Raw genomic sequence first — 22,737 nt, forward strand, 5'->3', positions numbered from 1 at the left:
GCAATGAATTATTCCTGTGTTTTTGATTGTGCCTTTTCAGATATAGCTTCCTGTCGGTCTAAAGCCACCACGAATGGATAGAAAATAAAGAAATTAAGGACCCAACCTGCCAGAACAAAAATTAAAGCCCGCCAATCACCACCAGTTGATAAAAAGGCTTTAATTGGGGCTGGCGTTATCCACGGTATTGATAAAACCGGAATAGGAATCCATTTGATTGTTACAAATATAATCGCTAGTATATTCATAATAATGGGGCCTAAAACAAAGGGAATCATCATTAAGGGATTTAACATAATTGGTAAACCAAAGATTAATGGTTCACCAATATTAAATAGTGCTGGCGCAACAGCCAAGCCCCCCATTGATTTATACCGTTTTGATTTTGCCAATAGTAACGCTAAACATAATGGCGCTAACCCAATCATGATGTAATTATCTTGGAAGACACTCGTATAAATATGAGGAATTGCCTTTCCAAGCTGAAATGCTGTCTGATTTTCTGCAACCATCTGTGTCCAAAAGGTGCCAGCAACCCCACTAACAATGTTGCCACCATGAATACCAACGGACCAGAGAATCCGATTCAACGTCGTTGCAATTAACATTGCAATCGGTGTATCCCCAACGGCCACAAGCGGTTGAAATAGATTCATAATCAACTCAGGAATATTGATAGTAAAGACTGATCCAATCAACCACCAGAATGTCACAACTAAAAAACTGGGGATTAATGCACTAAACGCGTTTGAAACCATTGGTGGGACGTTTTCAGGCAGTTTAATCGTCCAATTACGACGAACAAAGAACCGATATAATTCAATGGTTGTAATCGCGACAACAATTGCGGCAAAAACGCCCAATGCCCCTTGGTACATTGTTGGTACACCGGAAAATAGCGTCGCGGTCGTTGTGCCATCCGCAATTGACTGAGCACTTTTAGCAATTTCTTTTGGTGTGACACCTGCCAGAGTTTGTACATTTTGTGCAGGATTCAATAAAAACCAAGAAGCTACGGCTAGAATCATCGGTTGCATAATATCGGTATTCTCATTCTTATTTTTATTGTACCATTCAACCGTTGCATAGGCCGTTGTGATAACGGTGTACAGCGCAATATAGGCTGTCCCTACACCGGAAGCAGCCGCAATCTTCCAACGAAATTCACCTAATAAATCCAAATACGGTTGGTAAGGAAATGATGCTACCAATAAAAACATTGACCCAATCACGAGCAAACTCATGATACCTAAACCATTACGTTGAATGACTTGAATATAACGCAAATTTGCAAAGCGAATTAATGATGGCGCAATACGTCTTTCAATAAAAGATGTCAATTTTTTCATTTTCTACCTCCTTGAAAAATGAGTTCCCAAAAATCAGCCAGTAAATCCATTATCAATTCTAACCAACACTTGCTCATTCAGAAAGCGCTTTCTAAACTACAATTTAATTATAACTTAATAAATAATAATTTCAATATTTATATTTATATTCAGAAATATAATTTCACAGGCTTGTTACTTTTACTATCTTATTATCTATTAGAATGCACAAAAAAAGACATTGTAGAAACAATGTCTTTTGATAACGATTAATAAATTGACGGTCACAACGGGACTCGAACCCGTGATCTCCTGCGTGACAGGCAGGCGTCCTAACCAGCTAGACCATGCGACCGGATAAAAAAATGGAGGTTACAGGGCTCGAACCTGTGACCCTCTGCTTGTAAGGCAGATGCTCTCCCAGCTGAGCTAAACCTCCAAATGACCCGTACGGGATTTGAACCCATGATACCGCCGTGAAAGGGCGGTGTCTTAACCACTTGACCAACGGGCCATATTATCATTCTCTAACGGAGAGTGAGGGATTCGAACCCTCGAAACAGGTAAAACCCATTTACATGGTTTCCAACCATGCTCCTTCGGCCGCTCGGACAACTCTCCAAATGATTATAACTCCGGTTGTCAGGCTCGAACTGACGACATCATGATTAACAGTCATGCGCTCTACCAACTGAGCTAAACCGGAATAACAGCGTGGCAACGTCCTATCCTCGCAGGTAGTTTCCCACCAACTACTATCGGCGCTAAGAAGCTTAACTTCTGTGTTCGACATGGGAACAGGTGTATCCTTCTTGCTATCGCCACCACACTATTTGTGCTATTCGCACTGAGAAGAACTTCGTTCTCTCAAAACTGCATAATAAGTAATATCATCTCAAAAGCCCAAAACATTGCACCTTTGGTTAAGTCCTCGACCGATTAGTACTAGTCCGCTCCATACATCGCTGTACTTCCACTCCTAGCCTATCTACCTGATCATCTTTCAGGGGTCTTACTTCCATAAAGGAATGGGAAATCTCATCTCGAGGGGGGCTTCACACTTAGATGCTTTCAGCGTTTATCCCTTCCATACATAGCTACCCAGCGATGCTCCTGGCGGAACAACTGGTACACCAGAGGTATGTCCATCCCGGTCCTCTCGTACTAAGGACAGCTCCTCTCAAATTTCCTGCGCCCGCGACGGATAGGGACCGAACTGTCTCACGACGTTCTGAACCCAGCTCGCGTACCGCTTTAATGGGCGAACAGCCCAACCCTTGGGACCGACTACAGCCCCAGGATGCGATGAGCCGACATCGAGGTGCCAAACCTCCCCGTCGATGTGGACTCTTGGGGGAGATAAGCCTGTTATCCCCAGGGTAGCTTTTATCCGTTGAGCGATGGCCCTTCCATACGGAACCACCGGATCACTAAGTCCGACTTTCGTCCCTGCTCGATTTGTCAATCTCACAGTCAAGCTCTCTTATACCTTTACACTCTACGAATGATTTCCAACCATTCTGAGAGAACCTTTGAGCGCCTCCGTTACACTTTAGGAGGCGACCGCCCCAGTCAAACTGCCCACCTGACACTGTCTCCCGTCACGCTAAGTGACGCGGGTTAGAGTGGTCATACAGTTGGGGTAGTATCCCACCAACGCCTCCATCGAAACTAGCGTTCCGATCTCTACGGCTCCTACCTATCCTGTACAAACTATACAAACACTCAATATCAAGCTACAGTAAAGCTCCATGGGGTCTTTCCGTCCTGTCGCGGGTAACCCGCATCTTCACGGGTATTATAATTTCACCGAGTCTCTCGTTGAGACAGTGCCCAAATCATTACGCCTTTCGTGCGGGTCGGAACTTACCCGACAAGGAATTTCGCTACCTTAGGACCGTTATAGTTACGGCCGCCGTTTACTGGGGCTTCAATTCTGGGCTTCGCTTGCGCTAACTCATCCTCTTAACCTTCCAGCACCGGGCAGGCGTCAGCCCCTATACGTCATCTTACGATTTTGCAGAGACCTGTGTTTTTGATAAACAGTTGTTTGGGCCTATTCACTGCGGCTGACCTGACGGTCAGCACCCCTTCTCCCGAAGTTACGGGGTCATTTTGCCGAGTTCCTTAACGAGAGTTCACTCGCTCACCTTAGGATATTCTCCTCGACCACCTGTGTCGGTTTACGGTACGGGTAGTTTATTTCTCACTAGAAGCTTTTCTCGGCAGTGTAACATCAGGAACTTCGCTACTTAATTTCGCTCCCCATCACAACTTGTCCTTATAGAATCAAGCATTTCACTCAACTCAAGACTCGTTGCTTGGACACACATTTCCAGTCGTGTGCTTTCCTTAGCTTCCTGCGTCCCTCCATCGTTCAAACAAAATAAACTAGTACAGGAATATCAACCTGTTGGCCATCGACTACGCCTCTCGGCCTCGCCTTAGGTCCCGACTAACCCTGGGAGGACGAGCCTTCCCCAGGAAACCTTAGTCATACGGTGGATCAGATTCTCACTGATCTTTCGCTACTCATGCCGGCATTCTCACTTCTAAGCGCTCCACTAGTCCTTACGATCTAGCTTCATTGCCCTTAGAACGCTCTCCTACCGCGGACACTTACGTGTCCACCCACAGTTTCGGTATTATGTTTAGCCCCGGTACATTTTCGGCGCAGCGGCACTCGACTAGTGAGCTATTACGCACTCTTTAAATGGTGGCTGCTTCTGAGCCAACATCCTAGTTGTCTGTGCACCGCCACATCCTTTTCCACTTAACATAAATTTTGGGACCTTAACTGGTGATCTGGGCTGTTTCCCTTTCGACTACGGATCTTATCACTCGCAGTCTGACTCCCGGAACTAAATCAATGGTATTCGGAGTTTATCTGAATTCAGTAACCCAAGACGGGCCCCTAGTCCAAACAGTGCTCTACCTCCATGATCCAATATTCCGAGGCTAGCCCTAAAGCTATTTCGGAGAGAACCAGCTATCTCCAAGTTCGTTTGGAATTTCACCGCTACCCACACCTCATCCCCGCCATTTTCAACTGACGTGGGTTCGGTCCTCCAGTGTGTTTTACCACACCTTCAACCTGGACATGGGTAGGTCACTTGGTTTCGGGTCTACATCTATATACTCACTCGCCCATTTCAGACTCGCTTTCGCTACGGCTCCAGCTTTTCACTTTAACCTCGCATATAAACGTAACTCGCCGGTTCATTCTACAAAAGGCACGCCATCACTCATTAACGAGCTTTGACTAATTGTAGGCACACGGTTTCAGGATCTATTTCACTCCCCTTCCGGGGTGCTTTTCACCTTTCCCTCACGGTACTTGTTCACTATCGGTCACTAGGGAGTATTTAGCCTTGGGAGATGGTCCTCCCGGATTCCGACGGAATTTCACGTGTTCCGCCGTACTCAGGATCCAGAACGGAGGTTAAGTTGTTTAATCTACGTGGTTATCACACTCTTTGACTCAGCTTCCCAGCTGATTCGATTACAACTTAACTTGGTAACTCCAATGTTCTGTCCTACAACCCCAAGAAGCAAGCTTCTTGGTTTGGGCTTTTCCCCGTTCGCTCGCCGCTACTTAGGGAATCGATTTTTCTTTCTCTTCCTGCAGGTACTTAGATGTTTCAGTTCCCCGCGTCTACCTTCATTAAGCTATGTATTCACTTAATGATAATACCCGACTAAAGGTATTGGGTTCCCCCATTCGGAAATCTCCGGATCAAAGCTTACTTACAGCTCCCCGAAGCATATCGGTGTTAGTACCGTCCTTCATCGGCTCCTAGTGCCAAGGCATCCACCGTGCGCCCTTTATAACTTAACCTATCTTTACCTACGGTAAAGGGTTATTATTTGAGTTTAGCGATATGAACTAATTCATACTTCTATTAAAAAACTCTTTAAAACGCAATGTTTTTCTCGGCTTTTAAATCTAATATTACTTATTATCCAGTTTTCAAAGAACAAAGTTTGAGAGTAGACCTCTCAAAACTAAACAAAGTTTCGACGCTAACAAATGTACAAGGTTTTCCGTATTATTCCTTAGAAAGGAGGTGATCCAGCCGCAGGTTCTCCTACGGCTACCTTGTTACGACTTCACCCTAATCATCTGTCCCACCTTAGACGGCTGGCTCCCGAAGGTTACCTCACCGGCTTTGGGTGTTACAAACTCTCATGGTGTGACGGGCGGTGTGTACAAGGCCCGGGAACGTATTCACCGCGGCATGCTGATCCGCGATTACTAGCGATTCCGGCTTCATGTAGGCGAGTTGCAGCCTACAATCCGAACTGAGAATGGTTTTAAGAGATTAGCTTAACCTCGCGGTTTTGCGACTCGTTGTACCATCCATTGTAGCACGTGTGTAGCCCAGGTCATAAGGGGCATGATGATTTGACGTCGTCCCCACCTTCCTCCGGTTTGTCACCGGCAGTCTCACTAGAGTGCCCAACTAAATGCTGGCAACTAGTAATAAGGGTTGCGCTCGTTGCGGGACTTAACCCAACATCTCACGACACGAGCTGACGACAACCATGCACCACCTGTCATTCTGTCCCCGAAGGGAACGTCTTATCTCTAAGATTTTCAGAAGATGTCAAGACCTGGTAAGGTTCTTCGCGTTGCTTCGAATTAAACCACATGCTCCACCGCTTGTGCGGGCCCCCGTCAATTCCTTTGAGTTTCAATCTTGCGATCGTACTCCCCAGGCGGAGTGCTTAATGCGTTAGCTGCGGCACTGAAGGGCGGAAACCCTCCAACACCTAGCACTCATCGTTTACGGCATGGACTACCAGGGTATCTAATCCTGTTTGCTACCCATGCTTTCGAGCCTCAGCGTCAGTTACAGACCAGACAGCCGCCTTCGCCACTGGTGTTCTTCCATATATCTACGCATTTCACCGCTACACATGGAGTTCCACTGTCCTCTTCTGCACTCAAGTTTCCCAGTTTCCGATGCACTTCTTCGGTTGAGCCGAAGGCTTTCACATCAGACTTAAAAAACCGCCTGCGCTCGCTTTACGCCCAATAAATCCGGACAACGCTTGCCACCTACGTATTACCGCGGCTGCTGGCACGTAGTTAGCCGTGGCTTTCTGGTTGGATACCGTCACTACCTGATCAGTTACTATCAGATACATTCTTCTCCAACAACAGAGTTTTACGATCCGAAAACCTTCTTCACTCACGCGGCGTTGCTCCATCAGACTTTCGTCCATTGTGGAAGATTCCCTACTGCTGCCTCCCGTAGGAGTCTGGGCCGTGTCTCAGTCCCAGTGTGGCCGATTACCCTCTCAGGTCGGCTATGCATCACAGTCTTGGTGGGCCTTTACCTCACCAACTAACTAATGCACCGCGGGTCCATCCTAAAGTGATAGCCGAAACCATCTTTCAACCTTGCACCATGCGGTGCTAGGTTTTATGCGGTATTAGCATCTGTTTCCAAATGTTATCCCCCACTTTAGGGCAGGTTACCCACGTGTTACTCACCCGTCCGCCACTCACTCAAATGAGCTTCAATCAGAAGCAAGCTTCTTCAATCAGTTCCAGAGTGCGTTCGACTTGCATGTATTAGGCACGCCGCCAGCGTTCGTCCTGAGCCAGGATCAAACTCTCAATTAAAAGTTTGTAGCTCTTGTTTTTGTTACTTAATTTATTTGCTAGCGAATTGACTTCGCAAATATGTTGTGCCCCGAAGGGCGACCCTACACATTTGATTTGTCGAAACTTTGTTCAGTTTTCAAAGATCTACTGTTGTTGAAACAGCTAGATTAGTATAGCACGTTTTAAAAATATTTGTCAATCTTTTTATAAATATTATTTGAATAAATATTCATTATCGAGATTGCTTATGCATTTCCATCAGTGTTTAACGTTTGTCTTGCTGACAACAAATAATACTATACCAACATCTAACGACATCGTCAAGTAAATATTGCTAATTTTTTTGATTTTTTTTAAATATACATTTAATCAATTAGCGACGTTTGTTTCAATTGACATTCTGGACAGATACCATGGACTTCCATCCGGTGACCAGTGACGTTAAAACCCGTTAAATGGTGCGCAACCACTTCGACATCGTCTAATCCCGGATAAAAGATATCAACGACCTTACCACAACGATCGCAGATTGCATGGTAATGTTTCGTCTGTGCAAAATCAAAATGACTAGACGCATCCCCGTAAGCCATCTCTTCGATTAGCCCTAGCTCGGTGAACAAGCGTAAATTATTGTAAATCGTCGCCACACTCATATTCGGAAAGCGACCCGCTAAAGCTTGATAGACATCATCGGCTGTTGGGTGTGCGTGAGTGCCAATCATAAATTCCAAGACGGCTTGACGTTGGGGTGTAATCCGGACGTTATTTTCTTTTAACTTGCGTAGTGTCCGTTGCACAATTTCTTGACTCATCTAAAACCCCTCCTTTTAATGATAATCATTCTCATGTGCGTATTTATGTTGTTATCGTACCTTTTTTTAGCCGTTCTGACAAGTAAAAAGAACAATAAAAAAAGAACCCACTTCTCAGTGAGTTCTCAATCTTATTTCAATTCTGGTGCATCCGTCTGATAAAGGTTCATCGTCGATTTGCCACCATTTTGTTGAATGACACTAGTCTTGCTCTTCTTATTGGCCGCTTTCAATTGTGCTTTAGCGTCCGTTACCTTATAACTAATCTGCGATTTATCTGGATCTTCAAACCCAACTGGCGTGTAGAAACGTAATAAATCACCGGAGATAACCTTATCGGATAATGAGAGTTCCTCCGTGACGTGTTCACTCAACACTAAGACCCGTTGTTTTTGTTTCGTGGTTAATTTCGTGAGAGCTTTACCCGTCTTCGTATCATAGTAGGTACTGCCGACCTTCGTATAATCCGGTGCGACAAAGTCCCCATTTCGAAAGGCGACGGTTTGATTCCGATTGGCCGCTAACAAATCCGAACCAAACTGAATTGTATCGTCGTTTTTAACCCCTAAGAGGTTTAATAAGGTTGGTAAGACGTCAATTTCACCACCATAAGTGTGGTTGACGCCCCCTTTAAGCCCTGGCATATGAATCATGAATGGCACGCGTTGGAACTGCGCGTTATCGAAATCGGTAAACTTATCTTGACCCAATAACTTCGCAACGGCCTTCTTATGATTCCCCGAGATACCGTAATGATCACCATAAAGGACGACCATACTATTCTTATCAAGACCGGTCTTTTCCATCCAAGTCATGAATTCACCTAAAGCTTGATCCAAATATTTTGCGGTTTGAACATAGCCATCAACGGTATCGTCGCCGGTATCCGTCTTAGCAATCGATTGATTCTGTTTATCCAATAGGTATGGATAATGGTTGGTCACGGTAATCAGCTTCGCATAAAACGGTTGCGGTAACTGTTCGACGTATTGCGCTGAATCCTGCATGAAGATCTTATCCTTCAAACCATAACCGACATTGTAGCCTTTACCTTCTTTAAAGTATTGAGAACTAAAGAAATAATCATAGCCCCATGACTTATAAGTGTTATCCCGGTTCCAGAAACTTGGCACATCCCCATGGAAAGAGGCGGTTGTATACCCTTGTTGATCTAGAATCGCTGGTGCAGCTTGGAACGTGTTGGTCGTCCCTTGCGTCACCATGGCAGCCCCTTCTTGAAGCCCAAACAATGAGTTTTCAAGCATTAATTCAGCATCGGCCGTTTTACCTTGACCCACTTGATTAAAGAAGTTATCAAAACTCAACGTATCCGATTCATGGTACAACTTGTTGATATTCGGCGTGACTTCTTGGCCATCCCACTTATAATCAATTAAAAATTGTTGGAAACTTTCAAGATGAATCACAAAGACGTTTTTGCCTTTAGCGACACCCGTGTATTCCACGTTCGGTGACACGCGATTTTCTTTTAAGTATTTCAAAACGCTACTCATGCTACTGCTATCCGCATTGGCTTTAATCGCGTTATTCTTGGTCGTTTTAACCCCATCATATACCGTATAGGCGTTCATCCCTAGATACTTAACGATGTAGTTATTATCAAACGTCCGCGTTAATAACCCTGAACGATCCGCTTCGGCCATCCCGAGGTTTGCGCCGAATAAAACGACGGATAAACCGGTAATTGCAAAAGCGTTCCGTTTCATGAAAATACTGCGGTCAATCTTAATCAGTTTCGTCGCTAACAGGATGATCAGAATCACGACATCCGCAAAAACTAAGAAATCTGAATATTCAATAATTCCCGCAATACTCTTACCCAGGTTATTGGAAACTGAACTAGAACCCTTCATCAACGTGAAGGTTAAGAAATCTGAGAATTCACGATAGTATAAAATATTGGCAAATAGCCACGCCGACGTGATCAAATCCACGACGATCAAGGTGATATATGATTTACGGCCGTTCATGAACAACGCAATCCCAAACAACAATAGGGTTGTTGGGATTGGATTAATCGTCATGAGAAAGGCTTGCATACCACCTTTGACACCTAAATTAAACTTCGTTTGATACGCATAAATTGTTTTGAGCCAGAACAATCCGACCGCGAAGAGGAAAAAGCCCCAACGTGTACTCAGTCCAGCTTGAATTTTTTGACTAACTTGTTTCATCGATACAATAGCCTCCGTTAAAGGTCGTTTAAGCTTATAAAAGCCGTTGACAATCTGACAGTTAGTTTACACATCTCACACTTAAAAATCAATGTATAACCGTGTTTCATCAGAAATGTTTACCCATTTTTAAGAAATCCAACCGACCGTTACTACCAATTTAAATCAAAAAAAAACCACCAAGTATTGGCTTACTCAATGGTTAATTACTTAGTCTGCTAATAAATCGTAAAGTTCCATTGCAACTAAATCAATATTGTCAAATTGAAATTTCTGATGTGTGTTGCTATCTTCAAATTCAAATGCTAGCGTTTGTGGATCATAGCTAACGGTAGCCTTTAAATCGCCGGCCTTTTCAAAACGTCTTTCTTGAACCTCAGCGCTTTGATCTTCTTGCATTGCTACCAGACGTTTGATAATCGCAACTAACTGTGATGATTGCATGGCGAAGCCTCCTTTAATAACTAACTTACAGTTTATCAGAAAACAGGCTCGTCTGCACCGTTTATATGCAATTATTTTACAGATGTCCACCATAACTTAATTAAAGCTTGCGTGCCATCGTCACCGAGTTGCTCTTCATTGACTAGCCGTGCGTATAGTTTCTTGGCTTGGTGGGTCGCTGGCAAGGTCAAGCCCATCTTTTCAGATTCCGTTAAAGCAATCTTTAAATCTTTCAGAAAATGCTTGGCAAAAAAGCCGGGTGTGTAATCGTTCGCCAGAATCCGCGGACCATAATTCGCCAAACTCCAATTTTGCGCACTGCCACCGTTGACGGTCTTTAACACCGCTTCTAAATCCAAACCGGCCGCTTTAGCATAAACCAACATTTCGGTCATACCGGTCATCGTGCCCGCAATCATAATTTGGTTGGCCATCTTCGTGTGTTGACCGCTACCGGCCGCACCGAAATAATGGACGCTTTGCCCCATCGCTTCAAAAATTGGCAAAACTTGGTCATAAGCCGCTTGATCGCCGCCGACCATAATCGTTAAAGTCCCTTTTTGCGCGCCAATGTCGCCACCGGAAACTGGCGCATCCAGCGTTTGAATGCCTTTTTCAGTTGCGCTAACCGCAATTTTCTGGGCAAGCGTCGGTGTACTAGTCGTCATGTCAACTAAGATTTGACCTGGTTGGGCGACACTAAATAGGCCTTGTTCACCATAATAGATGGCTTCCACATCCTGTGGATAACCAACAATTGATAAAATGACGTCGCTTTGTTGGGCGACTGCGGCTGGACTATCCGCCCATTTTGCCCCCAGTGCGACCAACGCATCCGTTTTATGCTTCGTTCGATTGTAGACCGTGACCGCATAATCCGCCTTCAGTAAATTCTTAACCATACTACTGCCCATCACACCGGTACCAATAAAACCAATTGTTGGTTGCATCTTGAAAAACCTCCTATTTTTTGGTGGTTAACTTGGGCTTCACCGCTAACGCTATAATCCCCATAAACATCCCGAGATAGTAAGTGAATAATCGCCAAAGTAACATCGCTAACACCAGTTTACTGGAACTGAGTGAAAAAGTGGCAAATAAGGTCTTGAAACTGTATTCCGCACCGCCCGAACCACCTGGAATGGGAAATAACGAGACAATCATGACAATCATGATGTGTAAAACCATAACTTGTAAGTAATTCACATTTTGTGCACCGAGCGCTAACAATACAAAATACGGCACACTGTAATAGAATCCCAATTGCCCGAGGGTTAATAGGCAACCCTTCAATAATTTAACCGGTTCTCGTTTCAAATGGAGACTCTCGGCGTAAAAAGTATCGATTTTGACCAATAACAACGCGTGCCAAGTTGCCACCCGTTTTTGCGAGACGAACCAGCCGACCGGAATTAATAATAACCGCACCAATTGTTTCGTGAACCGGTTGTAATACATAATCAACAACAAAGCGGCTAACACCACCACGTGGATGATTAGGCCGAAACTGATTAGAATCGACAACGTCCCAAAATGTTTCGAGACTTGCGAAAAACCGACAATCATACTCAATAGAAAATTGACGAGCACCATGAATTGGTACACGATAAATTTCATCAATAATACCGAGCTGGCTTGACCGGCTTCGACCTTCGATTGCATCAACGCCACTAATTGTGCGGGTTGGCCACCGGTTGAAAACGGCGTAATTGCGTTAAATAACTGTTCAATCAACGGAATCCGTACCGCGTTATGGACATTAAACTGTTCCGTCCGCCCCTTTAAGAAGACCCGCAGAACAACCGCTTCAAAGCCCCACGAAATTAACATGCAGGCTAACGCCACCAATAACCAACCCCATTTTAACCGGCTAACATCCCCCACCAACTGGTTGAAATTGAGACTACGACTTTCGTAAGCAAAGATGCCACAGCCAATTGCTAACATCACGACAAACACAATTTTATTTACTCTACTCATAAACGACCCTTTTTTCTGATTGTTGGCCAGATTAACTCAATAAAAAACTGCTGATTCCACAATCAACAGTTTAGCCACAACCGGCTTTATTTCTTAGAATCTAAATCTTCTAATTCCATCAAATCATCCTGGTCCAAATGAAATTCATCATACATCACTTGGGATTGCTTATAAAAAGCAATCATCTGTTGGGCAAAATAATCCGCAGAAATTGTATAAAGCTTCTGCTGGCGCGGCGCTGGATCATCAAAAGCCGTTGGATGGTTCAAATAATTAAGCACTTGATGAATCATTTCCGTTTCCGTCGTAAACGTCGTCCCAATCGATGGATCCGTTAATAAATCACCGGCATACGGACTCGTCATGACCACAATCTTACGTTGCGCCGCCATCGCTTCGATATACGTAAGACCTTGTGATTCAGAATCACTCGCCGATACAAATAAATCAGCCATGTGGTAATAATTCGTGACGTCATCATTATCAACCATCCCAGTGAAAATCACGTGATCGGTCATCTGCAGTCTAGCGACTTGCGCTTCTAAATCTTCACGCGCTGGCCCTTCACCGACAATGACCAACATCAAGTTTGGCTTTTGTGCGACTAATTTTGGTAAGGCATCGATTAAAATATCAATCCGTTTTTCGTAAGCGACCCGACTGAGTGATAATAAGACGGGTTGTTCCGGTCTAATCCCGAGCGCCGCCCGAACATCGACGGTCACCTGTTGTTCATAACGGCTAATATCAACACCCGTCGGAATAATCCGAATCGGCGCTTTAACCCCATAGCGATTCAACGTCCCCGATACCCGTTCCGAAGGCGCCACAATCCCAGACATGTGGTATAGAAAAGCTTTGCTCATCTGTTTAACGTGGTAAGGCCGTAGTAATTTACCGTTTAGCACGTAATGCAAATAATCTTCATACATTGTGTGGTAAGTGTGGAGACACGGAATTTTTAGATTCTTCGCCACGAATTTACCAATATAGCCCATCGAAAATTCAGTCTGCGTGTGGACGATATCTAAATCTAATTCCTTAGCAACTTGGTACGCGTGAAATAAACCCCGCACGGCAATTCGCCGATCAGTAAATGACACAAACGGCACACTCGCAAAGCGGAAAATATTTGGTTCCACCGCGTCTTTATCGACGTGTGGATCGGTTGTTGTAAATATGTAAACTGAATGACCCTTTTCTTCCAGTGCCATTTTCAACGTTTTAATGGAGGTTGCGACACCGCTCACTTGTGGAAAGTAGGTGTCCGTGAATATCCCAATATTCAAATGTTCCTCCTCCTTATCTTTGGACAGTTGTTTATATTATAATAATTTAACCGGATAGATGCAATTATCGTCCTTTATTGTAGTCTATTCATACTAGCATAAAAAACCGACTTTAGACCGATAAACACCACAAAAATCAGAAAAGGCGATTGCAAATCACCTTTTCTGACCTTAAACCACTTAATGCAATCCGTAATATACCAATAATCCTAATAGACTCCACAGTGGTAACGCCAATAATAGGCCGTTACGGACGCCCGTAAAAAATTTCATTTGCTCACCAATTTCAGTAAATTAGCTTAATCGCTTGCCATTTACTGACCTTCTCTACTATGATAGAGACAAGTTTAGTCGATGATTGTTAAGAACTGACTTGCTTTTACTTAAGTTTTATTAAAAGGAGCTTGCTGATGCAGACCTATCTGATTAAAAAACCACAAAAACTAGAAATTACTTACGATGAACAAATATTAGCCCTACATTACCCGAGTCTTTTTAAGAAAAAGCAGAATGAAGACCGTGAAATTCCGTTTAGCAAAATTAAATCGGTCCGTTTTTTCGAAGCGACCTATCGTCACGGTCATCTACAAGTCCTCTATCAAAAACCGAATCACGCCCTCGAAAAAGTGGTGATTGATTTTGACACTGACGATAATCTCGAATTGCGCCGGATTTATACGGTTTTAGCCGACTACCTTGAACGCCCTGCGGAAGAAGATTTGAGTTACGTTAAAACCGGTGAACTGATTATGGCCTACCTCAAGATGCGCGATGAAGGACTAATGACCGAAGAAGAATTCGAAGAAAAGAAGCGACGCATTTTAAAATTAGAAGATTAAAAAAGACGAGTCAGCCTAAAAAATAAGGTTGATTCGTCTTTTTTGACCTATTTAGCGTTTAATGAACCCAATGGCCATCCCGATTAATAGAATCACCAAGACGACGACCGTAATCCAAACGTACAGATAATCTTGTTCCTTGGCGAAGGCGTAAATTGACACCACGACCCGTAACACCGGTGTTAAGATTAAACAAAATAACCCTAGCATGATGACGGCCCCGGCTTTTAACGCCCCGATTCCTTGAAAAATCGCAGTAAAGGTTGTTGGAAATTGATATTCACCGTAACCCGTCCCACCGTGAACCATCATTAAACCTAACCCAATGATTAAAATCGTCGCTGAAACAATTACGCCAATTCGTAGAATTTTACCAATCACTAATTCAATTTCAGCCATTTCGGCTTTTCTATCCGTCATTAGATTTGCACCCCGAATCCTTTTAAGACCATTTGTAAGCCCATGTAGAAGAGAATTGGAATAAAGATGAGTCGAATCCACTTCGGTTGTAAGTATTGCATAATTCGTGAACCAACCGTTGCGCCGGCTAAAATCCCTAACGCGAGCGGTGCCGCAATATTCGGTAAAATCGCCCCACTAAAGAAATAAACCGTTGCTGAGGCGGCGGCCGTAACGCCCATCATTAAATTGCTGGTGGCACTCGATGGTTTGAGGGGCATCTTCATAATCGTATCCATCGCGGTGACTTTAAACACGCCACTCCCAATGCCCAACAAACCCGATGCAATACCGGCGCCAAACATCATCGCAAAACCGGCAGGGACTTTTTCAACTTCGTAATCAACTTGTGCTTGGTTGGCTTTATCGTAATAAGTGCCATTTAAATTCAGCTTTTTAGCCCATTGATCGGTGGTCCCTTTTTGACTCTCAGCCGCTCTACCCCGTAATTTTTGAACCATATTGTACGTTGAAAAAAGTAGGAAGGCTCCAAATAAAATAAATAAGAACCCGGTTGGCACGACGCCGGTCAATAAAGCCCCGACAATCGCCCCAACCGTGGTCGCAATTTCTAGAAACATCGCGACCCGCAGATTCAACATGTCATCTTTCAAATAGGCAATCGTCGCACCCGAACTCGTCGCAATCACCGAAATGATACTGGCGCCAATCGCGTATTTAATGTCTAACCCAATCGCCAACGTTAAAACCGGTGTCAGAATAATCCCGCCACCAATCCCTAAGATGGCCCCTAAAATCCCGGCAATCACGCCCACTGCCAATAATAATATAATCTGTTGCATTTTATTCCAATCCCCTCTAACCTTGATTCAAGCTCAAATCAGTCTACAATCAACTAACCCGTATATTGGCTTTATTGTAGCATGTCAGACTATCGGTCACAAATTAGCTTTTGAGTTACAACAACTTCCGCTTAATCTAAAACAACCGATAATCTTAAGACCAAGATTACCGGTTATTTATCATTAATGCTCAGTTGCTACCCGCAACTCAACACACTTCGATCTTAACGTGCTTTTGAGTTGCAACAACCTCCGCTTAATCTAAAACAACCGATAATCTTAAGACCAAGATTATCGGTTATTTATCATTAATGCTCAGTTGCTACCCGCAACTCAACACACTTATTTATTTTTTCGTTTAAAATGTAACGCCCGTTTAACCACGTCCATAAAACTTAACGATTGGACAATGTGGTCCGCTGGTACGTGTTCACGAACCGCCCGTAGCACCTTTTTAGGTTCTTTAGAAGCAAAGGTAAACGTACCATTCTGTTTTGTTTTAAGCGCATAGCGCGGAATCCACCTGCCTTTAAACATGATTGAAGCAATCACGTAATCGACATCTTTCCACGGAATCTGAATAAATTTACGTGCATCCCGTTCGTTGTAAAATTCAAAACCTTGGTCCCCGATCATAATTTGACCATAATCGGTTAACCCCGTAAAGGCCGTGGCTTTAATAACGAGTTCCACTTTTTTATTGATTGATTCTACCACTTGATCACCTCTCCCATACTGTATCAGCCATTATTATACGCCGAATTCGCATTTCTACCTAATTAAAAACGACGCAGTCTCCTGCGTCGTCAAAGCGAAACTCGCTTACATTAATTGTAATAAATGGAAGACAATTCCGACTACGAATAAGCCAAGAATAATAACGATTGGTGATACCTTTTTCTTCAATAACCACATACAGAATAATGTTAAAGCCAAACCTGCTAAACCAGGAATTAAGCTATCTAAGTTATCTTGTAAAGTCGTTACTTTTTCAGGTGTCAAAGACAAACCTTGAGCTTGTTGTTGTAAAGCAGATTGGATGCCTTTAGCACCACCAGGTAATTTAGCCCATTCAATGAAAGCACCTTTGTCTAACTTAACTGATGAAACGGTTGGTGTAAATTTAACAGATACCCAACGGTTAACTAATGACCCTAAGATGAACATCCCAAGGATTGAAGCACCCTTAGTGATATCTTGTAAGATCCCACCAGATAAATCTTCAGTAATCTTAGAACCGGCTTTATAACCAAGTTCTTGTGTGTACCACATGAATAACATCCGGATGATGTTCCATGCAAGGAAGTAAATGATTGGTCCAAGAATATTACCAGTCATGGCTAATGAAGCGGCCAATGCCCCGATAATTGGTTTAACAGTAAACCAGAAGACGGGATCGCCGATACCAGCTAAAGGTCCCATCATCCCAACTTTAACCCCTTGGATAGTCACATCATCAACGGGTGCACCATTAGCACGTTCTTCTTCAAGTGCTAAAGTAACCCCGATGATTGGTGAAGCCACGTAAGGATGAGTATTAAAGAATTCCATGTGACGAACAAGTGCTGCCGAACGGTCTTCTTTAGTTTTGTATAATTTCTTAATTGCTGGAATCATTGAATAAGCCCAGCCACCATTTTGCATACGTTCATAATTCCAAGAACCTTGAAGGAAAGTTGAACGCCACCAAACAGAAATACGATCTTTTTTAGTTAATTTAATTTGTTCTGCCATTTTTGTGAACCTCCTTCTTAGTAGTTGTCTATGATGTCGCCAACTGGATCGCCAGTGTTACCACCGCCGCCATTGCCGTTACCTGAATTGCCTTGTTTTGATAAAGCAAGATAGATAAGAGCAAGCGCTAAACCAATTGCACCAAGTCCGATTAATGTGATTTGAGTAATAGTTGCTAAAACAAAACCAATCGCGAAGAAAGGCCATACTTCTTTAGTCGCCATCATGTTGATAACCATTGCATAACCAACGGCAACAACCATACCACCACCGATTGCTAAACCGTCTGTTAACCATGCTGGCATTGCTGTCAACATATCTTTAACGGGGCCAGCACCGACAGCTAAGATTAAACCTGCAGGAATGGCAATCCGTAAACCTTGCATACCGATTGCAATCCATTGCCACAATTCAATCTTGCGGAAGTTACCTTCTTTAGCAGCAGCATCCATAATATGAACGATCCCTGTTGCCAATGTCCGAACGATGATTGTTAATAATAAACCAGCGACAGCCAAAGGTACGGCAATGGCGATTGCTGAAGAAACGCCGGCTTTACCTTGACCACCTAATACTAAAATAATTGCAGATGCGATTGATGCTAAAGCGGCATCGGGTGCAACAGCGGCACCAATATTTGCCCAACCTAAAGCAATCATTTGAAGTGTCCCACCTAAAATTAGGCATGGGATTAGGTTACCTGTTACAAGGCCGATTAATGTACATGCAATAACGGGTTGATGGAAATGGAATTGATCCAAAATACCTTCAACACCAGCTAAAAATGCAATTAACATGACCAATATCACTTGAATAAAATTCAATTCCATGATGATTAATCCTCCATTTTCTTCTGATAGTGACGTTTAGTAAACGTCTTATTTACCGTTTAATTCATTTTGTGCTTTTTTAAGAATATCTGCCATGTTGCCTTTTGAATCCGTTGGTACTTTACGAACGTCAAATTCAACGCCAACTTCTTTCAAAGCTTCGAACGTATCAATATCATCTTGATCAAAAGCAAGCACTTTATTCGGTTGAACCTTACCAGTTGAATGAGCCATTGAACCAACGTTCAAGCTCTTCAATGGCACGCCACCCTTGATTGCGCGTAACGCATCTTGTGGTGATTCAAACAATAACAATGCTTTTTGACCACCAAAATGTTGATCATCTTTAGCTAATTTAATCATTTGATCGATTGGCACAACGTGAGCTTTAATCCCAACGGGTGCCGCTTGTTCGATTAATTTTTTCCGTAAATCATCTTTAGCAACGGCGTCAGAAACAACGATGATCCGACTAGGATTAACTGATTTAGACCAAGCGGTTGCCACTTGACCATGTAATAAACGTGAATCAATCCGTGCTAAAGCGTATTCCATTTTGCCAGGTGTCCCAGCATTTGAAACGGCTGGTTTAGCCGCCGCTTTTGGTGCTTCTTCTGGTTCCAATGCTTCAGGTCTAACCCGAACGCCTGCTTTTGCTTCCCCAAGAATATGAGCAGCAATTTCATGAGCAGAAGTCATTGATAAACGTGAGGCATAAGCTTCGATTAACATTGGTAAATTCAAACCAGTGACAATTGCCCACTTATCTTGATGAGCTTCAAACAAACCATTGGCTTGATTGAATGGTGACCCACCCCATAAATCAACTAAGAACAAGACTTCATCATCTTCACCAAAACTGGCAACAGCTGCTTCTAAATGCGCTTTCAGATCATCGGGACCTTCGCTCGGCATAAAAGTAACTGCTTGGACCTTTTCTTGTTCGCCAAAAATCATTGAACCAGATTGCATGATGCCCTTGGCAAACTCACCATGGCTCGCAATAACGATTCCAACCATTAACAAAACCTCCTTATAAGAAATAGTTGCGTTGAGCTAATAATAAAACGCTATCAACTTAAAATAAAAATATAATGGCATTAGCCGTTTTAATCATCAACTTGACGCTAAAAGCGTTTCACTTAAAACGCTTTACTGAATATATTTTACCACAAATTTCTAATCTGTCTAATTATTTTTACATTATTGTTAAAATTGGTCTAGATTGTCTTGATAGCAGCGGTCATCGCATTTTGTTGTTCTTTTCACATAAAATGCAGTCTAAAAGTAACTGAACAATTAAATTGAATTAGTCTAAATATACCCGATGCTAACGCTTAACGGTGTACACTATCACCCCCGTTTTAAACCAATCAAAAAAGCTAGGTTAGCCCCCAATAATTGGCTAACCTAGCTTTTATTTAATCGTCGTCACGCTTATGATTTCATTTGAGCCAAATATTGATCACGTTTGGCTTCATCAAATTCTTTTTCTGATTTGGCAATGATCACTGCCGCCAATGAATTGCCCATGACGTTAACAGCGGTCCGCCCCATATCGACTAACCGGTCAATTCCGGCAATGAAGGCGACCCCTGATGCGGGCACCCCAATTGTCGTAATCGTTGCGAGTAACACAATGAACGACGCGCCGGGAACGCCTGCCATCCCTTTAGAAGTAATCATCAAGACTACCAATAAGGTTAACTGTTGTGCCAAGCTTAAATGAATGTGGTAAGCCTGCGCCAGAAATAGTGCGGCTAGTGATTGATAAATTGCCGAACCATCCAGATTAAACGAATAACCAGTTGGAATCACAAACGAGGCAATCCCTTGGCTCACCCCGTAATCTTGGATTTTTTCCATCACTTTTGGTAACGCTGCTTCAGAACTAGCCGTTGAAAAGGCCAAAACTAATTCTTCCTTAAAGACCTTCAATAGTTCGAGAATATTAACGTGCCAGATCCGGGCAACTAGCCCCGCGACCACCACGACGAAGAAAATCATCGTTGCGTAACAGACCACCAAGAAGAAAACGAGTGGTTTTAAAGCACTGAAGCCAAACTGCGCAATCGTGACCCCAATTAAAGCGAAAACCCCAATCGGTGCCAGTTGCATGATCCAGTTGGTCAGTTTAAACATGACTTGTGAAATCATTTCGAACGCGTTGATTAACGGTTCTGCGCGTTTACCAAAGGTTGCTAAACCCAGACCGAACAAAACAACGAAAAAGATAATCGGAATCATTTCGCCATCCGTCAACGCTTTGAAGATGTTGGTGGGCACAATCCCCATCACCACATCCCCGAGGCCGTGATTACCAACGCTCTTAGCGGCCGCTGTATATTGACCGATTGAACCTTTACTCAAACTATGGATATCAATCAACCGACCCGGTTTGGTCAAATTACCGACTAATAGGCCTAGGGCAATCGCAATGGTCGTCATCATTTCAAAATACAATAACGTTTTACCACCGATTCGGCCTAACTTCTTAATGTCCCCCATCTTCGCAATACCGACAACCAAACACGAAACAACAATCGGTAAGACAATCATCTTGATTAAGTTAATAAAAATCGTGCCAATTGATTGTAGCGTTGCAATGGCGACCTTATTCTGATAGAAAATGCCACCTACCACTAACCCCAAGGCAATCCCAAATAAAATCCGCCAACCTAAACTAATTCTAAAATACCGATAATGTTGCACAGTCTATCACTCCAATTTTTAAGCTTACATTGCCAATAGTGCGAGTAGTTCCTTAATTTCATGCGTGGGTTTAATCGTCGAGCTCGTGTTAACGGCACCGTTCGGATTGTACCAAGCTGTGTCCACGCCCACGTTTTGCCCCCCTTGAACATCGGAAGTCAACGAATCTCCGACAATTAATGCTTGGGTTAAATCAATGTCCTCAATTTGTTGGAAGACCTTCTCAAAATAGGCGGGATCGGGTTTCTGATAACCTAATTCCTCTGAGATGAAAATACCTTTAAAATAAGATTTAAATTGCGAATCAATTAACCGTTGATATTGCGTATGCGCCACACCATTAGTCGTCACGTACAATTCAGCATCCGTTTGCGCCAAGGCCGTCATCAACTGTTGCGATTGTGGCATTAAATCGTGACCGAGTGCCAGACTCGCTAAATACTGGTGCGATAAAGTAGGCCCATCCACGGTTAAATTCAAAGCTTGTTTAAAAAAAGTCGCGAAGCGGGTATTCAATAATGCTTCCCGTTTAAGCGTCCCTTGTTCGTATTGCACCCACAACGTCTGGTTAAACGCTTGGTAATCAGCTTTGAGCGTGGGTGTCAAAGCTACCTGTTGCTTTTCAAATAATTGCGTTAATGCCTGATCTTCATCGGCATCAAAATCAAATAATGTATTGTCCATGTCAAAAAATAAATACCGGTATTTCATGTTAAAACGCCATCCTAATCTAAATGTTTTAATTGTCCTTGGAAATCGGCTATTTGTGTATAACCTTTTTGTTGCATAATTGTTTTTAATTCTGCCGTTAACCGGTCGAAAATCAGCGGACCTTCTTTTTGAAGTGCCGTTCCGACCTGGACCATGCTGGCCCCGCATAATAGGTGTTCAAAGACGTCTTGGCCGGATTTGACCCCACCGGTACCGATAATTTGAATTTCAGGTTTCAAGCGTTGGTAAAAAGCGTGCACATTGGCTAGTGCCGTCGGTTTTAGATAATCGCCACCAATTCCGCCAAAACCATTTTTAGGTTTAATCGTAACCGTCTCAGTCGCCGCATCAATGAATAACCCGTTGCCAATACTGTTGACACAATTGACAAACGCTAATGGGAATTGGTTTAAAATAGCGGCCATTTGGTCAAAATGCACGATGTCAAAATAAGGTGGCAATTTAATGCCTAATGGGCCTTGATAGACTTCAAATACGCGCGTTAAAATCCGTTCAACCGTTTCAAAATCATAACCGGTTTGTGGTTTACCTGGTACGTTGGGACACGATAAATTTAATTCAACAATGCCTTTAAAATCGGAAGCGGTAATCTGCGCTAATAGCTGTTCATCTTCATCAATATTAAAACCAGTAATCGATTGAAAATAGATTTTGTTCGGAACTGCAATTTGTTGCTGACTGACATAATCTAAATAATAAGGTAAACCGTGATTAGGTAACCCCATCGAATTGATGCTGCCCAATGGTGTTGCCAAATAGCGCGGTTCTGGATTCCCCGTTCGTGCTTGTAATGTCGCACTTTTGGTGACAAACGTGCCCGCTTTCGATGCTTGCATTTGATCTAATTCAGCTACGTCATAACAATAAACACCGGCTGCATTCATCAAACAGTTATCAAATTCAAAACCTGCTAACGTTGTTTTAGTTGAAATCAATTTATTCGCCCCTTTTCTCACTTATTTCAAA

17 protein-coding genes, 5 tRNA genes and 3 rRNA genes are annotated in these 22,737 nt (G+C 43.2%); 1 reads left to right on the forward strand and 24 read right to left on the reverse strand.

The features are described from left to right. Positions 1–8 precede the first annotated feature (8 nt). The 15 genes from ACVPPQ_RS01805 to ACVPPQ_RS01875 form a co-directional block, all read right to left on the reverse strand. Positions 9–1,349: a PTS sugar transporter subunit IIC gene (locus ACVPPQ_RS01805; RefSeq protein WP_463495347.1), complete on the reverse strand. Its 1,341-nt coding sequence runs from the start codon at positions 1,347–1,349 to the stop codon at positions 9–11. A 260-nt stretch (positions 1,350–1,609) separates the two neighbouring features. Next, positions 1,610–1,683, reverse strand: a tRNA-Asp gene (locus tag ACVPPQ_RS01810). Between the two features lie 11 nt (positions 1,684–1,694). Next, positions 1,695–1,767, reverse strand: a tRNA-Val gene (locus ACVPPQ_RS01815). A gap of 3 nt (positions 1,768–1,770) precedes the next feature. Further along, positions 1,771–1,842, reverse strand: a tRNA-Glu gene (locus ACVPPQ_RS01820). 17 nt (positions 1,843–1,859) lie between these two features. Next, positions 1,860–1,949: transfer RNA gene (locus ACVPPQ_RS01825), tRNA-Ser, on the reverse strand. 12 nt (positions 1,950–1,961) lie between these two features. Then, positions 1,962–2,034, reverse strand: a tRNA-Asn gene (locus ACVPPQ_RS01830). 6 nt (positions 2,035–2,040) lie between these two features. Continuing rightward, positions 2,041–2,157 (reverse strand): 5S ribosomal RNA (rrf, locus tag ACVPPQ_RS01835). 90 nt (positions 2,158–2,247) lie between these two features. Then, a 23S ribosomal RNA gene (locus ACVPPQ_RS01840) occupies positions 2,248–5,166 on the reverse strand. Between the two features lie 222 nt (positions 5,167–5,388). Next, positions 5,389–6,960: ribosomal RNA gene (locus ACVPPQ_RS01845) — 16S ribosomal RNA — on the reverse strand. Together the 16S, 23S and 5S rRNA genes with 5 tRNA genes alongside form the textbook arrangement of a ribosomal RNA operon. Positions 6,961–7,307: 347 nt before the next feature. Beyond that, positions 7,308–7,754: a Fur family transcriptional regulator gene (locus tag ACVPPQ_RS01850; protein ID WP_463495349.1), complete on the reverse strand. Its 447-nt coding sequence runs from the start codon at positions 7,752–7,754 to the stop codon at positions 7,308–7,310. Positions 7,755–7,885: 131 nt separating this feature from the next. After that, complete coding sequence (locus tag ACVPPQ_RS01855; RefSeq protein ID WP_106483065.1) at positions 7,886–9,949, reverse strand: LTA synthase family protein; 2,064 nt, start codon at positions 9,947–9,949, stop codon at positions 7,886–7,888. 210 nt (positions 9,950–10,159) lie between these two features. Further along, positions 10,160–10,393 (reverse strand): YkuJ family protein, encoded by a 234-nt coding sequence (locus ACVPPQ_RS01860; RefSeq protein WP_025083747.1) that lies wholly within the window; start codon positions 10,391–10,393, stop codon positions 10,160–10,162. A gap of 71 nt (positions 10,394–10,464) precedes the next feature. After that, positions 10,465–11,343: an NAD(P)-dependent oxidoreductase gene (locus ACVPPQ_RS01865; protein WP_463495350.1), complete on the reverse strand. Its 879-nt coding sequence runs from the start codon at positions 11,341–11,343 to the stop codon at positions 10,465–10,467. A gap of 13 nt (positions 11,344–11,356) precedes the next feature. Next, a complete protein-coding gene (locus ACVPPQ_RS01870) occupies positions 11,357–12,373 on the reverse strand; it encodes a lysylphosphatidylglycerol synthase transmembrane domain-containing protein (RefSeq protein WP_463495352.1) in 1,017 nt (338 codons plus the stop codon). Positions 12,374–12,459: 86 nt separating this feature from the next. Beyond that, complete coding sequence (locus ACVPPQ_RS01875; RefSeq protein WP_025083745.1) at positions 12,460–13,662, reverse strand: glycosyltransferase family 4 protein; 1,203 nt, start codon at positions 13,660–13,662, stop codon at positions 12,460–12,462. Between the two features lie 410 nt (positions 13,663–14,072). On the opposite strand from ACVPPQ_RS01875, the gene ACVPPQ_RS01880 reads away from it, so the two are divergent. After that, positions 14,073–14,501, forward strand: a complete 429-nt coding sequence (locus tag ACVPPQ_RS01880) for an SHOCT domain-containing protein (RefSeq protein ID WP_463495353.1) — start codon at positions 14,073–14,075, stop codon at positions 14,499–14,501. 51 nt (positions 14,502–14,552) lie between these two features. Here ACVPPQ_RS01880 and ACVPPQ_RS01885 read toward each other — a convergent pair whose 3' ends face one another. The 9 genes from ACVPPQ_RS01885 to ACVPPQ_RS01925 form a co-directional block, all read right to left on the reverse strand. Next, on the reverse strand, positions 14,553–14,921 hold the full coding sequence (locus ACVPPQ_RS01885) for a DUF1634 domain-containing protein (RefSeq protein WP_463495355.1): 369 nt from the start codon (positions 14,919–14,921) through the stop codon (positions 14,553–14,555). Continuing rightward, the gene (locus ACVPPQ_RS01890; protein WP_463495357.1) at positions 14,921–15,763 is read right to left on the reverse strand and encodes a sulfite exporter TauE/SafE family protein; all 843 of its coding nucleotides are present in this window, start codon (positions 15,761–15,763) and stop codon (positions 14,921–14,923) included. Before ACVPPQ_RS01890 ends, ACVPPQ_RS01885 begins: the two co-directional genes overlap by 1 nt. 342 nt (positions 15,764–16,105) lie before the next feature. Next, positions 16,106–16,480, reverse strand: coding sequence for a DUF956 family protein (locus ACVPPQ_RS01895; protein ID WP_463495359.1), 375 nt, complete (start codon positions 16,478–16,480; stop codon positions 16,106–16,108). A gap of 105 nt (positions 16,481–16,585) precedes the next feature. Continuing rightward, positions 16,586–17,497 carry a PTS system mannose/fructose/sorbose family transporter subunit IID gene (locus tag ACVPPQ_RS01900; RefSeq protein ID WP_463495361.1) on the reverse strand — a complete coding sequence of 304 codons (912 nt, stop codon included), beginning with the start codon at positions 17,495–17,497 and terminating at the stop codon, positions 16,586–16,588. A gap of 17 nt (positions 17,498–17,514) precedes the next feature. Beyond that, positions 17,515–18,327, reverse strand: a complete 813-nt coding sequence (locus ACVPPQ_RS01905) for a PTS mannose/fructose/sorbose transporter subunit IIC (RefSeq protein WP_025083740.1) — start codon at positions 18,325–18,327, stop codon at positions 17,515–17,517. 48 nt (positions 18,328–18,375) lie between these two features. After that, the gene (locus ACVPPQ_RS01910) at positions 18,376–19,347 is read right to left on the reverse strand and encodes a mannose/fructose/sorbose PTS transporter subunit IIA (protein WP_463495363.1); all 972 of its coding nucleotides are present in this window, start codon (positions 19,345–19,347) and stop codon (positions 18,376–18,378) included. A gap of 417 nt (positions 19,348–19,764) precedes the next feature. Continuing rightward, on the reverse strand, positions 19,765–21,039 hold the full coding sequence (locus tag ACVPPQ_RS01915) for a dicarboxylate/amino acid:cation symporter (protein ID WP_463495365.1): 1,275 nt from the start codon (positions 21,037–21,039) through the stop codon (positions 19,765–19,767). Between the two features lie 24 nt (positions 21,040–21,063). Further along, complete coding sequence (locus tag ACVPPQ_RS01920) at positions 21,064–21,723, reverse strand: YjjG family noncanonical pyrimidine nucleotidase (RefSeq protein ID WP_463495367.1); 660 nt, start codon at positions 21,721–21,723, stop codon at positions 21,064–21,066. Positions 21,724–21,764: 41 nt separating this feature from the next. Continuing rightward, positions 21,765–22,706 (reverse strand): dihydroorotate oxidase, encoded by a 942-nt coding sequence (locus ACVPPQ_RS01925; RefSeq protein WP_463496318.1) that lies wholly within the window; start codon positions 22,704–22,706, stop codon positions 21,765–21,767. Positions 22,707–22,737: the final 31 nt, after the last annotated feature.

The organism is Latilactobacillus parafuchuensis, from assembly GCF_055271665.1.